This is a genomic window from Falsihalocynthiibacter sp. BN13B15 (genome assembly GCF_041205415.1).
Lineage (GTDB): Bacteria > Pseudomonadota > Alphaproteobacteria > Rhodobacterales > Rhodobacteraceae > Falsihalocynthiibacter > Falsihalocynthiibacter arcticus.
Genome location: NZ_JBGFCE010000002.1, coordinates 160,032 through 174,139, shown reverse-complemented (window position 1 = coordinate 174,139; position 14,108 = coordinate 160,032). Strand labels below are relative to the sequence as shown.

At 53.9% G+C, this 14,108-nt stretch carries 13 protein-coding genes; 1 reads left to right on the top strand and 12 read right to left on the bottom strand.

Features of this window, described 5'->3' with window-relative positions:
• Position 1: 1 nt before the first annotated feature.
• The 9 genes from AB9F26_RS03540 to AB9F26_RS03500 all read right to left on the bottom strand — a co-directional run bounded on the left by AB9F26_RS03540 (position 2) and on the right by AB9F26_RS03500 (position 9,323).
• The gene (locus tag AB9F26_RS03540) at positions 2 to 976 is read right to left on the bottom strand and encodes a hypothetical protein (protein WP_369767288.1); all 975 of its coding nucleotides are present in this window, start codon (positions 974 to 976) and stop codon (positions 2 to 4) included.
• A gap of 106 nt (positions 977 to 1,082) precedes the next feature.
• A complete protein-coding gene (locus AB9F26_RS03535) occupies positions 1,083 to 2,576 on the bottom strand; it encodes a tripartite tricarboxylate transporter permease (protein ID WP_369767287.1) in 1,494 nt (497 codons plus the stop codon).
• Between the two features lie 7 nt (positions 2,577 to 2,583).
• Positions 2,584 to 3,093: a tripartite tricarboxylate transporter TctB family protein gene (locus tag AB9F26_RS03530; RefSeq protein ID WP_369767286.1), complete on the bottom strand. Its 510-nt coding sequence runs from the start codon at positions 3,091 to 3,093 to the stop codon at positions 2,584 to 2,586.
• A 63-nt stretch (positions 3,094 to 3,156) separates the two neighbouring features.
• Positions 3,157 to 4,017: a Bug family tripartite tricarboxylate transporter substrate binding protein gene (locus tag AB9F26_RS03525; protein ID WP_369767285.1), complete on the bottom strand. Its 861-nt coding sequence runs from the start codon at positions 4,015 to 4,017 to the stop codon at positions 3,157 to 3,159.
• A gap of 164 nt (positions 4,018 to 4,181) precedes the next feature.
• Positions 4,182 to 5,207 carry a Gfo/Idh/MocA family protein gene (locus AB9F26_RS03520; RefSeq protein ID WP_369767284.1) on the bottom strand — a complete coding sequence of 342 codons (1,026 nt, stop codon included), beginning with the start codon at positions 5,205 to 5,207 and terminating at the stop codon, positions 4,182 to 4,184.
• Positions 5,204 to 6,241, bottom strand: coding sequence for a Gfo/Idh/MocA family protein (locus tag AB9F26_RS03515; RefSeq protein WP_369767283.1), 1,038 nt, complete (start codon positions 6,239 to 6,241; stop codon positions 5,204 to 5,206). The genes AB9F26_RS03520 and AB9F26_RS03515 overlap by 4 nt, the downstream gene beginning before the upstream one ends.
• A 263-nt stretch (positions 6,242 to 6,504) precedes the next feature.
• Positions 6,505 to 7,788, bottom strand: a complete 1,284-nt coding sequence (locus AB9F26_RS03510) for a TRAP transporter large permease (protein ID WP_335583590.1) — start codon at positions 7,786 to 7,788, stop codon at positions 6,505 to 6,507.
• A gap of 1 nt (position 7,789) precedes the next feature.
• Entirely contained in the window at positions 7,790 to 8,299 is a 510-nt protein-coding gene (locus tag AB9F26_RS03505; RefSeq protein ID WP_335583591.1) for a TRAP transporter small permease, read from the bottom strand.
• A gap of 61 nt (positions 8,300 to 8,360) precedes the next feature.
• On the bottom strand, positions 8,361 to 9,323 hold the full coding sequence (locus AB9F26_RS03500) for a TRAP transporter substrate-binding protein (RefSeq protein ID WP_335583592.1): 963 nt from the start codon (positions 9,321 to 9,323) through the stop codon (positions 8,361 to 8,363).
• Positions 9,324 to 9,614: 291 nt separating this feature from the next.
• On the opposite strand from AB9F26_RS03500, the gene AB9F26_RS03495 reads away from it, so the two are divergent.
• Positions 9,615 to 10,316 carry a FadR/GntR family transcriptional regulator gene (locus AB9F26_RS03495; RefSeq protein ID WP_369755195.1) on the top strand — a complete coding sequence of 234 codons (702 nt, stop codon included), beginning with the start codon at positions 9,615 to 9,617 and terminating at the stop codon, positions 10,314 to 10,316.
• A gap of 84 nt (positions 10,317 to 10,400) precedes the next feature.
• Here the strand turns inward: AB9F26_RS03495 and glpK are convergent, their stop codons facing one another.
• The 3 genes from glpK to AB9F26_RS03480 all read right to left on the bottom strand — a co-directional run bounded on the left by glpK (position 10,401) and on the right by AB9F26_RS03480 (position 14,107).
• On the bottom strand, positions 10,401 to 11,888 hold the full coding sequence (gene glpK, locus AB9F26_RS03490; RefSeq protein WP_335583594.1) for a glycerol kinase GlpK: 1,488 nt from the start codon (positions 11,886 to 11,888) through the stop codon (positions 10,401 to 10,403).
• 148 nt (positions 11,889 to 12,036) lie between these two features.
• Positions 12,037 to 13,761, bottom strand: a complete 1,725-nt coding sequence (locus AB9F26_RS03485; protein WP_369755197.1) for an ABC transporter substrate-binding protein — start codon at positions 13,759 to 13,761, stop codon at positions 12,037 to 12,039.
• 73 nt (positions 13,762 to 13,834) lie between these two features.
• Positions 13,835 to 14,107 (bottom strand): DUF2160 domain-containing protein, encoded by a 273-nt coding sequence (locus AB9F26_RS03480; RefSeq protein ID WP_039003840.1) that lies wholly within the window; start codon positions 14,105 to 14,107, stop codon positions 13,835 to 13,837.
• Position 14,108: the final 1 nt, after the last annotated feature.

Genomic DNA, 14,108 nt, shown 5'->3' with positions numbered 1-14,108 from the left:
TTCAGCCCCCCTCCACCAAAATTGTCTCCGCGCTTATTGAATAATCCATTGACCATGGCTCGCTCGGTTTCAGCTTAACGCCGAAAGGACCCGGAGAGTCCTTTGCTGCCCCAAAAAGAGGTTTCGTACCGCGATCAAACCAGCTCGATATCGGCTCGACTCCCAATCCGCGGAACGCCCCTAGGTGCTCAAATTGATGCGGGTTCGCCAACCAGAAAAGGCAGTGCGGCAGGGCATTTTCATCCCATTGAAGGACCGCCTTCTTGCCCTCCTGCGGGTATTCCACCGCGACTTTTCCGCCCGCGTCATACCCCTGCACAAGCTCTGTAGAAAGGCCCGTATATCCTTGTGAAAAGTCAATTTCCTGCCCGTCAGCCCCGAACAGCATACGACCTTCGGCGGCAACAAGCTGAAAATTTGGCGTGCGAATTTCTGCGGGCATTGGTTCGAGCAAGGTGCTGTTTTCCAAACCAATATGGACCGGCGCATCAGTCGGCAGTCGAAAAATCGGATGCAACCCAATCGGTAGTTCACATGCGTTGCGCACAATAATCGACAAGCTGCAATCGACGCGATGCGCCTCCTCAGACACTTCAATTGTTCTGCGCAACTGGCTGACAACATGGGATTTTGGAAAGTCGATAACGAGTTCTATCCGACGCTGTGACTGGTGTGTACATCGCCAATGCGCGTTGCTTGCATAGCCATGATGCTGTGGGTCGCTAGGGCTTGTGCCGAAGGGAACGCAGGGCCATTCTCCGCCCAATCTCTGCAAATGCGGCGCAATTTTGCAGTCTTCCTTGGGGGCGTCATCCGCCCAGTCTGCTTGCGCCAATGGTGCGAAAGTATCGCCATTTGCAAATAAGAAATGAACGTTTTGCAACATACCCCCTAAGGAGCGAACTTCCGCCGTGCAGGTCGCCGAGGAAAGCGTCCACTTCGCATTGTCTTTGCACGTTTCTGTTGAGTCATCCATCTTTGCCGCCTGACGATGTAAGGAGTTGTTTAACCGCGCCTCTCTTTAAATAATTGCCCCCGTCGCGTCTAGACGTAGAAGAACTCACCCTCAATTTCACCACCGCCTAATCTCGGGCGCGTTTTTTCCAAGTGATCCCCGAAAAGATCAGCAACCCAACGCTCAGCAATGTTGCGATTGCCAGAACCAAACTGACGGGACGCGTAAAGAACGGCTCAAGCGACCCTTCGGACAGGATCAAACCGCGACGCAGGCTTTTGTCGAGAATATCGCCAAGAACGAGGCCCAAAACCAACGGAGCCATAGGATAATTCATTTGCCTCAAAACGAAACCGACAGTACCAAACGCCAGCATAACCCAAACGTCAAACGGGCGCGCCGCGATCGCGTAGGAACCAACCACGCATAAAACAAAAATGATCGGCAGCAAACGTTCGCGCGGGATGCGCAACACAAGCAGCAACGGGGTCGTCAATAGGACCCCGTAAATGGTCATCGCAATCGCCGCGAGGACCGTCGCGGCCACGATACCATAGACCATGTCAGCGTTTTGGATCATGATCAGGGGTCCGGGTTGAACGCCATGAATAATCAGGGCCGCGAGCAGAACCGCCGAGGGGGCCGACCCGGGAATACCCAATGTTAGAACCGGAATAATCGCGCCCGGAACTGCGGCCGAATTTCCAGTTTCCGCGGCAATCAACCCCTCTTTGGAGCCTTTACCAAACAACTCTTTTTCTTTGCTGAAACGCTTGGCGATTGCATAGGAAACCCACGCGCCGATATCCTCGCCGACACCTGGAATCAACCCCATCACTGTTCCCGCGACCCCCGAGCGCAAGACCGTGGGAGAAAAGCTAACGATCTCTCGCATGCGGGGCAAAAGCCGCCCCTTATTTTCCGCCATCTCTGGTGTTTTGCTATTGGAGATACTGGAAATAATTTCAACAAATCCAAAAGCACCAACCATAGCTGGGATCAAACTAATGCCGCCCGTAAAGTCATGAATTCCATAGGAATATCTGGCGTAGGCAAAGACTTGTTCCTGTCCGACCATTGCGAGGATCAACCCCAAAAAGCCTGCGATAAAGCCCTTTAGGGGATCGGAACTCGCGGTCAAACGGCCCGAAATAACGATACCAAACAAGGCAAGCCAGAAGAACTCATACGAGCCGAATTTCAGGGCATAACTGGCCAAAATCGGGGCCGTAAACAACAACAAAGCAACTCCGACCAATGTGCCAAGGAGCGAGCCGATTGTCGCTAGCCCCAAGGCTTCGCGCGCCTTAGATTGACGGGCCAAAGGATAGCCATCGAGGGTGGTTGCGGCGCTCGCTGGCGTACCCGGCATGTTGAGGATGATCGCGGTGCGGCTGCCGCCATAAATCGAGCCTACATACATCCCCAAAAGCGCAGTGATTGCTTCCGCGCTGTCCATCTGAAAGGTCAACGTCGTCAGAAGAGCAAGTCCCATTGTGGCGGTAAGACCGGGCATCATACCGATGACAACGCCAAGAAGGGTCGCCCAGAGGGTAGTCAGCAATAAGCTGGGTCCAAGTGCCAGCTGAAACGCGGCAAGTATCTGCATAAAATCTGGCATTATAACCTCAAGGAAGCTGTACGAGAAAGAGCTTCTGGAATATTATGTGGGTACCAAAACTCACAATCAGACCAAGGACGGCCGCGATCGTGAGGACGCGCCATATCGGCATTTTCTTGGTCGCGTCTTCGGGTTTTAGCCATATTTCAAACACCGCAACGAAGGCAAACATGAACAGGAAAGTCGCGGGCACATAGGGCATATTTCCAAACAACACCGCGCCGTAGCCAAGCGTCAGGGCAAACGCCGCGAGGGCGCGCTTGCGATTGGCGGAATTCCCTAAAACATCGCTCCAAAATCCGAAGTCCTCTGCGGCCTTTCCTGCTGGCCTAAATACAAGGAACAAGCCACAGATACTTAAGCCAATTCCCAAGAGAGCGGGGGTGAAACCGGGGGCTTGATAAATTGGAGCGCCCTGTGCCTCAAACCGAGGCATTGCCCAAGCGCCTGCGAAAACCAACGCACCAAGCAGGGTAAAAAAGACGCCGGAAATCCGATCCAGACTGCTGTTGTTCATGTCATGACCTTCCTTAAGTGCCGGACCGAAAACAGGACGGTCCGGCGGAGTTTACGCGCGAGATTAGGGGCGCGGGATGTCAAGTTCGTCAGGGCTGATGGTCGATTGCCCACCGTCATGCAGCAACCATGCGTTTGATTGGATCGAAGGCCAAACCTTGGCTTGGGCCTCATCGCCCGAGAACACAGTCATGATTGATCCACGCCCATCGGTGTATTCCGCAAGGGCCGTGGAGTTTGCCATCACATCGCTCCAAGCAGCTTCCATTTTTGCGGTCACTTCGTCAGGTACATCGCCAGGGATGAAAATACCGAAGTAAATCGGAGCAACGGCAAGGTCGGGCAATTCGGACAAAACCGATGGGATCACGCCCGCCCCTGCGACTTCAACGTCGCTGTCGGAAATAATCGCAATGGGTTTGAGCACACCCGCCCGCAGCATGTCAATTTGCTCAGAGATCAGTTGGGTTGTGACGTCGGTTTCGCCCGCGACTGTGGATTGAACTGCCGTCGCTCCGCCATCATAGATCGCGTGGATGTAGGATCCATCAACCGCGTTGGACAGAGCTTCAATCGACGAGTGCCCCGCGGAATTCACACCTGAGGTGCCAACTTTAAGGCCGCCAGCTTTCAAGGCTGCCAGAAAACCCGCAAGATCATTGATTTCGGAGTTTGCTGGAACCGAAATCACGCTTGCCAATGCTGAATTTAGGTAAAGGTCCCAATCTTTGATCGAGGTATCCATTTTCCCCGTCACCGCATAAGTGCCGAGGTCTTTGGCCGCGCCTGCGGTCCATGTGTACCCGTCGTGTGGCGCATCCCATGCCGCTTTTGAGCCAATTGAGCCAGACGCGCCTTCTTGATTGACGACTACAACGTTTTGCCCAAGCGCATCTTCGAGTTCCGCCGCCACGATGCGGGTCACCTGATCGGTGGCACCACCCGCACCCCATGGCACGATAAGTTGGATCGGTTTTTCGGGCTATTCTGCCATCGCAGGGGCCGCAATTGCCGTCGCTACAACTGTCGCTCCGGCTGCTAAATAATGTCTAAATCTCATAGTTTCCTCCAGTTGGTTCGTTTTTAGGTTCAATGCCTGTCTGCCAGTGTGCCGAGCCGAATAGCTTGGTTCTGGGCCTCCATTGCCAGCCTCATCACGGTTAGTGTGTGCCTCTGTGGGCAGGCCGTTTCGGTTCGATTTTCGATATCGTGGCGCAGATGCGCGAAATACGGCGTTCCTGCGTTTGACGCATCAAACCGTGTGCATTCCGTCCCGTTGACCAAAAACACATGATCTCCTCCCGCTTGTCCGCCGATATCCATATATTTTCGCAACTCGATGTAACCCTCAGTGCCAACAATCGTTACACGACCGTCGCCCCAATTGGGGGCCGCATCAGGGGTAAACCAGTCGAGCCGGACATAGCCCTGCACCCGACCAGCACTCAGGTTCATTTCGCCAAAATCCTGAAATTTTGGATGCGCGGGTGTGTTCATATTTCCGACGGTTGAACGGGTAATTTCCGCCGTTTCCGCACCCGAGAAATGGAGGAACTGGTCAATCTGATGCGCGCCGATATCGCCCAGAATGCCGCCGTATTCTGATGGTAACCAAAACCAGTCTGGCCGCATCTGGGCATTCAATCGGTGCGGGCCGACGGCCATGATATGCACAATCTCGCCAATCCGCCCTTCGGCCAGGAATTGATCGCAAAGCGTGACCGCAGGCACCTCAAACCGTTCTGAGAAATTGATCGACCAAATACGCCCCGTCGCTTTGATTGTCGCTTCAATGTCGACCAATTCCTCTGACGTGAGACAACCTGGTTTGTCCAACATCACGTCCTTGCCATGCCGCATGGCTTCAATTGACAGGCGGGCGCGATCTTTGGGTGCCGCTGCAATCAAGACCAGTTGAATGGTTTCATCGTTCAGGATTTCATCAATATTCGTCACACGCGCAACATCGGGAAACCGTTTGGTGAAACCGGCCAAGGGTTGCGGCTCGCCTTCGGTCCAGTAGGCGGCAAATGTACAACCCGCATCGATCATGCCCTGCGACATCCCGTAAATGTGCCGGTGATCCAGTCCCAACGCCGCGAATTTTAACGTCATGACGCCACCTGCACAGCGGTGAGTTGACCTGATCGCGCCGACCGTTCAATCGCATCGATCAACCTGTGCACGTCTAAAGCATCCCGTCCGGTTATGCGCGGCGCACGCCCATCTCGCAGGCTCATGGCAAAATCTGCGATCAAGTCACGGTGCCAGTCGCAGGGGAAGTCCATCGGGTCGCTACCGCCGCCCGTTCCGGTAATTTCGCCGATGGTTTCGGTGCGGCCATCGCGCCAGTTAATCACCAACTCGCCCGCAGCTAAGCGCAGGCCTGCCTTGTCCGTATCCAATTCCAAGGTTTCCGCCCCACCCGGATAGCTCGCGGTTGTGGCCATGACAGAACCAATCGCACCATTCGCAAAAACCAACCCCGCGTTGGCGAAATCCTCGCCTTCCATGTCATGGAGAGATGTTGTGCCAATAAGCGCGGAGACTTTGGACACTGGCCCTGTAAGGCTTAACATTAAATCCAGCATATGAATGGCTTGGGTAATTAAAACTCCGCCGCCATCCGTCGCATAGGTTCCCCGCCCAGCCTGATCGTAATAAGATTGCTCGCGCCACCAAGGCACCGTCACGCGCACCATATTGATTTTGCCAAGAGTGCCGCCGTCAACAAGGCCGCGAAGCGCCTCCGCCCCCGCACGAAACCGATGCTGCAAAACAATCCCAAGCTGCACCCCCGCCGCTTCGCAGGTTTCAACAAGAGAAACGGCGCGCGACAAATCCCGCTCAACAGGCTTTTCCATCAAGACATGTTTGCCAGCCTTGGCCAGAGCCGCCACGATATCCGCCCGCGCATTCGGAGGGGTTATGACGATTGCTCCGTCAACAGTCGCGTCCTCACAAATGGCTTGCAAACTATCATACGCCCGCCAACCGCCTTGTTCTGCGACCGCGTTTCTCCGCTCTTCGTTGCGGGCAAACACGCCAGCCACTTCGACGTTTGGCGCAAGTTGGCGCAGGGCGGCCAGATGCGGTTTTGAAGCCATACCAAGGCCGATGACGGCCAGTCGAATGGGTTGGTTAGCCATTTTGTAGCGTCTCCTTGACGGTTTTGTGCAGGCGCACATTAGTGCGAGCGCCTTGGCGGGCAGGATAAGATGGGTCGGAATACTGCACTATCTTCAACCGCCTCTACTTTGTCGCCCTGTTGTATACATGAATACACTGTGTCTGAGTTGAAAGATTCTTGCAAGGGCAACGAGCAGACTAAGTCTGAGTTAAAGTTTCACATGCGCGCGAAAAGATCGTTGGCGAGATTAGGAACAAGCGTGCCTTATCTCGCCAAACTTGGTCAGTAGCCCATCAAGCGCGGCAGGCCGAGGCTGATGATTGGCACAAACGTGGTCAGCATGAGCGCTGCGAAAATCGCGAGATAGAACGGCCAGATTGTACCGATAACGCTTTCTATCTTCACCTTGGCAATCGAGCAGCCGACAAACAGGCAAGGCCCCACCGGCGGTGTCGTGAGTCCAAGGCCAAGGTTCATCATCAAGATCATACCGAACTGCACCGGATCAACCCCAAGTGCCTTGGCGACGGGGAGAAAGATCGGCGTGCAGATCAAAATAAGCGCGCCCATATCCATGAACATGCCCAGTACAAGCAGCGACAAATTTATCAACAGCAGTAGAACGATCTTGTTTTCCGAAAGCGTTTGCATACCCGCAAGAATGGCGGATGGCACCTGATACAGCGTGATGAAATAGCTGAACGATTGGGCCGTACCGACAAGGATCATCACCATTGCCGTTGTGCGAATGGCCTGCGTTACGCTGTCGCGAAAGTCCTGCCAAGACAGGGAACGATAGAAAAACACGGTGACAAAAAGCGCATAGATCACGCCAATAGCCGCGCTTTCCGTCACGGTGAAAATGCCGGAAACCACGCCACCGATGATAATAACGGCCGTCATAAATCCGGGAAGCGCCGCTCCCATCGCAAACACAACGGCGCGCCAGCCGGGGAAGATGCCCGTTGGATAGCCCCGACGAACCGCGATCACATAGGCCGCGACGGACAAACAAAGACACAGGATAATGCCAGGGATAACGCCCGCAATGAATAGGGAGGTGATCGAAATACCGCCACCTGCGGCCAGTGCATAGAGGATCATGTTGTGGCTTGGCGGGATCAGAACGCCGGCGATTGATGAGGTAACCGTGACGTTGACCGTATAGTCATCGTCATAGCCCCGTTCGCGCATCATCGGTATCATGACCGATCCAAGCGCGGAGGTATCGGCCACAGCCGAGCCAGAAATACCACCGAAAAGCATCGATGTGAGCACGTTGACGACGCCGAGGCCGCCGCGCACCTGCCCTACAACGGTCTCTGCCGCACGGACCAATCGGATCGCGATCCCGCCGCGCATCATGATCTCGCCTGCGAAAATAAAGAAAGGAATTGCGAGGAGTGAGAATACGTTGATCCCCGCGACGATACGCTGAAAAACGATCAACTCGGGAATGCCTTGATAAGTTGCGGTTGCCAGCGCGGCGATGCCCAAGGCAAATGCAATGGGAATCCCTGCGATCACTGTGATGACAAAGACCATAAGAAGAATTGTAAGACCCATCCTAGATATCTCCCATTTGCGAAACATCCAGCGGCGGATCCATCTCGTCGCCCATCCACAAGAACCAAACACGCTCAACCATGAACAGGACAATCAAGCCCCCCGTGAGGATCAGGGGCGCATATTGCAACCCCTGCGGCAGCCCCAAAAGCGGAATATCCCGCCCCCAAGTGCCAACGACCAGCGGCCAAGATTCGACCATCATCGCAACGCCAAAAAATCCAAGGACGACGGTGTTCGCTGTCTTTAAAATACGGCGCGCTTTTGGTCCTAAATAATCGGTAAGGTAGTCGATACCCAGATGGAAATTCTCGCGAAGCCCCACAGCAGCCATCGGGAGACACACAATCAAGACCAGCAATAAGGCCGCCTTTTCGGTCCACGTCGGCGTGTCATTCAGGACATATCGCCCCCAGACTTGCCAGCCCGTGAACACCACGAGCAACACCAGCGCCACCGAACTGATGCCAACCACGGCACGGGCAATATGGTCAACGGCTTTCCAATACATGAAGCAATTTCCTAGGTTCAATTAAAAAGGGGCGCTGCTTATGCAGCGCCCCATATTTGAGTTACTCTGTGTTCTGGATGCGCAGTAGCAAATCGGCTACGATTGGATCACTCGCAAACTGTTCATATACTGGTCCCATTTTGGCGGAGAATGTGGTGGTATCAATGCCTTCAACAATGGTCGCTCCGCCAGCTTCGACGATTTCACGCGATTTTGCTTCACGGGCCGCCCAAAGCTCGCGCTGGTAAATCGCAGCTTCTTGCGCAGCTTCACTGATGATGGCCTGATCGGCTTCCGAGAACTTATCCCAAGTCGTTTTGGCAAAGATGATGCCTTCAGGAACAATCGTGTGATTGTCGATGATGTAGTAAGGCGCAACTTCGAAATGCCCTGTGGATTCATAGCTTGGCCAGTTGTTTTCGGCCCCATCCACAACACCAGACTGGATCGATGTATAAACTTCGCCAAACGGCAACGGCGTCGCATTCGCGCCCAGTGCTTCAACCATGGCCACGTTGATGTCGCTATTTTGCACGCGGAATTTCTTGCCCGCGATGTCCTCAACCGAGTTCAGCGGCTCATTTGCATAGAAGCTGCGCGAACCAGACGCGAACCAAGACAGGGGTACCATGTTGGCTTCCGCCATGGCCGCTGCGATGTCCGCGCCGATCGGGCCTTCCATTACGCGATACTGATGTTCAGGGTCTTTGAAAACATAGGGCAGTGACGTCACGCCAAGCTCTTTGACTGTGTTAACCATCGGCGCCGTCGAGAAGACACCATAGTCAAGCGCGCCAAACTGCAACTGCTCGGTTGCAAACTCGCCCTCGCCCAGCGTCGCGCCATGGTAGTTCTGCATTTGAACGCGGCCCTCGGTGCGCTCCTCAACCAATTCAACAAAACGATCAAGCGCGATAGAGACTGGGTAATCTGGCACGTGCGTATTCCAGCCACGCAATTCTTGTGCCTGAGCGGTTCCTGCCAGCAATGCTGCGGCAAGGCTAAGTCTAAGTATCTTATTCATAGTAACTCCTCCCTAGAGTGGTTGTTGGCTTATCGGGTCCTTCCCAATTGGGATGACAGATGACGATGCGTAACCGTTGCGACTGGTCTGACCGGTCAAAATAAACGGCATCCAATACAAACTAAACAGCGCCATATAGTCAAAAAATATTTGATTCTCCTAAATTGGCCCGTCCAATTAACGAACTTGACCCGATTTTTGCTCTTTCGGCAAGACCAATTCTGAATATTTGCCTTTTGTTTCCCCGCGCACTGGCATAATATACCCCGACAACTCGGCTAGGAGGCCCTTTTGACCCAGCGTTTTCACGAACCCGGATTTCGGCTTTATCGCCAAGTGGCCGACCAAATCACCAAAATCATAATTGATGAGGGTCTAAAACCTGGAACCCGATTGCCACCAGAGAGGGAACTCGCCACGCGTCTTAACGTTGCCCGCTCGACCCTGCGTGAGGCAATGATAGCGCTAGAAATTGCAGGACAAGTGAATATCCGCACGGGATCTGGTATCTATGTGACCAAGGCGGGGGCCTTAACTGGAGATGATCTTGGGGCGGGCCCGTTGGAACTATTGGATGCGCGGGAACTCATCGAAGGCGAGATTGCAGCAAGGGCTGCGACCTCCATCGACGCAAACCATTTGATGGCAATCGAGGCGAGCATCAGTGCCATGGCAAGTGCCCACGGCAAAGAAACGCATCGTGACGCGGATCGCGCCTTTCATATCACCCTCGCGGAGGCCACCCGCATCGAACCACTTGTGCGGATCGTTGACGGGCTTTGGTCCCAAATGTTTTCGCCCCTTTTCGAGCGCATGGGGGTTCTTACTGGCTTGTTTGGCGATTCTCAGGACACGGCGTTAAAACATCACCGCCTCATTCTAGATGCGCTCGCCGCGCGGGATGCGGAATTGTGTCGTCGACGGATGCAAGCGCATTTGATTGACGTGCGCCGCGTCCTTTTGCGCGCATCAGTTTTTACGCCGGACTCCTAGAGCAACGTGTGGATCGTATGTTTACCCTGCTGCTTGAGAAAAATTTCTCGCGTTGGTACGGTATGCGCGAAAAACCGATACCGCCTAAAAGCTAAGTGTCGCGTCGACGGCTTTTTTCCAAGTTGCATATTTTTCTTGGCGTTGTGCGTCGTCCATATGCGGTACAAACTGGGTTTCACGGGCCCATTGTTCTGCAAATTCTGCCTGATCAGGGTAAACACCAACATGCATTCCCGCGAGCCACGCCACACCAAGGGCCGTAGTTTCGTGGTTCATTGGGCGGTCCACAGGGGCGGCGATAATATCCGAAAGGAACTGCATCGCCCAATCGTTTTGCGACATGCCACCATCAACCCGCAGGGTTGGTTGAACACCTGTCGCTTGCCAATCAGCGGACATCGCGTCCAGCAAATCGCGGGTCTGATAACCGACACTTTCAAGTGCGGCCTTGGCCATTTCCGCAGGGCCCGACCCGCGGGTCAGCCCAAAGACAGCCCCGCGACATTCCGCATTCCAATAGGGCGCGCCGAGGCCCACAAAGGCGGGGACCAAAACAATATTTTGATGCGGGTCCGCCTGTTCAGCCAGCGCTTGCGTTTCCGAGGCGTCTTGGATGATTTGCAACCCATCCCGCAGCCATTGCACAACGGCTCCGGCAACAAAAATCGACCCCTCAAGCGCGTAGGTTGGTTTTCCGTCCAGTTGATAAGCGATCGTGGTCAGCAAGCGATTTTGCGACACAACAGGAGTTTCACCTGTGTTCAAAAGCGCAAAACACCCCGTGCCGTAAGTTGATTTCATCATACCCGGTTGAAAACACGCCTGCCCGATGGTCGCGGCCTGTTGGTCGCCAGCAACGCCGCAAATCGGGATCGCGCGGCCAAACAAATCCGCGTCCGTTTTACCGAAATCAGCGGCGCAATCTTTGACCTCTGGTAACATCTCCATCGGGATTTCAAGCAGGTCGCAAATCGTTTTGCTCCAGCGGCCTTTGCGAATGTCGTAAAGCATTGTGCGCGCGGCATTTGTTGCATCTGTGGCATGAACTGCGCCCCCCGTCAGCTTCCAAATCAGGAAACTATCGACGGTACCAAAGAGTAATTCGCCCTTGGCGGCACGTTCGCGTGCTCCCTCGACGTGGTCTAAAATCCACTTAAGTTTTGTGCCCGAAAAATAGGGGTCGAGCAAAAGACCAGTGCGGGCGGTGATCATCTCTTCATGGCCAGCCTCGCGCAGGGTACGGCATTGATCGGCCGTGCGCCTGTCCTGCCAGACGATGGCGTTATAAAGGGGCTCGCCCGTGACCTTGTCCCAAACAATCGTGGTTTCGCGTTGGTTGGTGATCCCGATGGCGGCAATATCTGTGGGTGAGATTTCGGCATGTTTGATCGCCCCATGACAGGCGGCAAGCGTGGTATTCCACAGGTCGGCGGGCGCGTGTTCAACCCAGCCGGAGTGGGGGAAATGTTGGGCGAACTCTTGTTGTTCGCTGGCAACGACGGCCATCGTTCTATCAAACACAATCGCACGTGTTGAGGTCGTGCCTTGGTCAATCGCGAGGATGTAGGTCATGCTATTTCCACCATGCTTTTAATGTAGGTAGGCGGCCACCGATAAAAGCGACCGCCCGTTTCTTTGGCCGGTTGGCCCACCGTTCGTCCAAAGAAATGTCGATTGAGTATTAAATTGGGGCCACGTGAATGGCCCCAAAATCAGTTTCTTACTGCCAAGACTTGATCAGCTCGTCATAGGAAATTGTGACGGGATCTTCGTCTTCATTTGCCAGTTTCGCTTTTGGCGAACCAGGTTGATCGAGCCAGAAAGAAGGATCGCTCTCTTCGTTCATTTTCGGACCGATATCACCTTGGACACCTGCACGCTCAAGACGGATCATAACCTTTTCTTGGTCTGCGCAAAGCGTATCGAGGGCTTCTTGTGGAGTTTTCGCACCGGACATAGCGTCGCCGATGTTCTGCCACCACAATTGTGCCAATTTTGGATAGTCTGGGACGTTTGTCCCTGTTGGCGACCACTGAACGCGCGCTGGCGAACGGTAGAATTCAACGAGACCACCAAGTTTTGGTGCACGCTCAGTAAAGCTATCATGCTGGATTGTGGATTCACGGATGAATGTGAGGCCAACATGGCTTTTCTTCACGTCAACAGTTTTGGACGTAACGAACTGGGCATAGAGCCAAGCCGCTTGAGCACGATCCACTGGTGTGGATTTCATCAAAGTCCAAGAACCGGCATCTTGGTAGCCGATTTTTGTTCCTTCAGTCCAATATGCGCCGTGTGGCGAAGGGGCCATACGCCATTTTGGCGTACCATCTTCGTTCATCACAGGCAGACCGGGCTCAACCGAAGCCGCAGTAAAGGCTGTATACCAGAACATTTGTTGAGCAACATTACCCTGTGCAGGAATTGGGCCTGCTTCGGAGAATGTCATACCAGCAGCAGCGGGTGGAGAATATTTTTCCAACCATTCGATTGCTTTGGTCACAGCGTAAACTGCTGCTGGACCGTTTGTGGCACCGCCACGCGCAACACACGAGCCTACAGGCTGTGAGTTTTCGTTAACGCGGATACCCCATTCGTCAACTGGCAGGCCATTTGGCTCACCTTTGTCGCCTGCACCAGCCATGGACAGCCACGCATCAGTATAGCGCCAACCCAAGGACGGGTCTTTTTTGCCATAATCCATGTTGCCAAAGACTTCGCCTTCTACGCCAAGACGCGACAAGTCACGGCCTGTGAAGAATTCAGCGATGTCCTCATAGGCGGACCAGTTTACAGGAACGCCGAGATCGTAGCCGTACTTCTCTTTGAAGTCCGTTTTGTTTTGCTCGTCGTTGAACCAATCATACCGGAACCAGTAAAGGTTCGCGAATTGTTGGTCTGGCAACTGATAGACTTTGCCATCTGGGCCCGTGGTGAATGAAAGACCAATAAAGTCTTCCAGATCAAGATTAGGGTTGGTAACAGAAGCACCCTCACCCGCCATCCAGTCGGTCAAGTTACGCGCCTGTTGGTAACGCCAGTGCGTCCCGATCAAATCGGAGTCGTTGATATAGGCGTCATAGATATTTTCGCCCGACTGCATTTGTGTTTGCAGCTTTTCAACAACATCGCCCTCGCCGATCAGGTCATGTGTGACCTTGATGCCGGTGATGGCTTCGAACGCTGGAGCCAAAACATTGGACTCATACTCATGCGTTCCGATTGTTTCGGAGACAACGTTGATCGACATGCCTTGGTACGGCTGTGCCGCGTCGACAAAAAACTGAAGTTCAGCTTCTTGATCGGCACGCGACAACGTCGAAAGATCGCCGATCTCGCTGTCAAGGAAAGCCTTGCCGGCTTCCATGTCTGCGAACGCCGGCGCGGTGAGCATGCAAGCTGCAAGTCCAAGCGCGGTCGTTCCTTTAAGTAGTCGTAAGTTCATTTTAGTCCTCCCAAAAATAGAACAAGTAAGGCGGTCATTTTTTATAATTGGGACCGCCCCATAATGCCGTCCCTTAAACCCAGCGGAAAACCGCGATGGCATAAAAGAGACATACGATCAGGGCTCCCCATTGGGGGGCACTGAGCATTCCAAGCCAAGCCAGATTAATAAAGGCCGAGCCAAGTAGCGTGATGAACAGTCGGTCACCGCGCGTTGTTTCAATCCCAAGGACGCCATTGCGCGGCACCTCGGGGAATTTAATCGCAAGGGTCGTAAAAGTAATCAGCGTTGCCGCGATAACCCCAAAGAAAGCGGCGGTCGGCCAAGTCCATGCCATCCATTCCATA

Excerpts from the sequence above, each read along its gene's own strand:
- AB9F26_RS03520 (WP_369767284.1), bottom strand. The coding sequence starts at position 5,207 with ATGACGTTAAAATTCGCGGCGTTGGGACTGGATCACCGGCACATTTAC.
- AB9F26_RS03480 (WP_039003840.1), bottom strand. The coding sequence starts at position 14,107 with ATGGAATGGATGGCATGGACTTGGCCGACCGCCGCTTTCTTTGGGGTT.
- AB9F26_RS03505 (WP_335583591.1), bottom strand. The coding sequence starts at position 8,299 with ATGTATTGGAAAGCCGTTGACCATATTGCCCGTGCCGTGGTTGGCATC.
- AB9F26_RS03485 (WP_369755197.1), bottom strand. The coding sequence starts at position 13,761 with ATGAACTTACGACTACTTAAAGGAACGACCGCGCTTGGACTTGCAGCT.
- AB9F26_RS03500 (WP_335583592.1), bottom strand. The coding sequence starts at position 9,323 with ATGAATAAGATACTTAGACTTAGCCTTGCCGCAGCATTGCTGGCAGGA.
- AB9F26_RS03510 (WP_335583590.1), bottom strand. The coding sequence starts at position 7,788 with ATGGGTCTTACAATTCTTCTTATGGTCTTTGTCATCACAGTGATCGCA.
- AB9F26_RS03535 (WP_369767287.1), bottom strand. The coding sequence starts at position 2,576 with ATGCCAGATTTTATGCAGATACTTGCCGCGTTTCAGCTGGCACTTGGA.
- AB9F26_RS03540 (WP_369767288.1), bottom strand. The coding sequence starts at position 976 with ATGGATGACTCAACAGAAACGTGCAAAGACAATGCGAAGTGGACGCTT.
- glpK (WP_335583594.1), bottom strand. The coding sequence starts at position 11,888 with ATGACCTACATCCTCGCGATTGACCAAGGCACGACCTCAACACGTGCG.
- AB9F26_RS03530 (WP_369767286.1), bottom strand. The coding sequence starts at position 3,093 with ATGAACAACAGCAGTCTGGATCGGATTTCCGGCGTCTTTTTTACCCTG.
- AB9F26_RS03515 (WP_369767283.1), bottom strand. The coding sequence starts at position 6,241 with ATGGCTAACCAACCCATTCGACTGGCCGTCATCGGCCTTGGTATGGCT.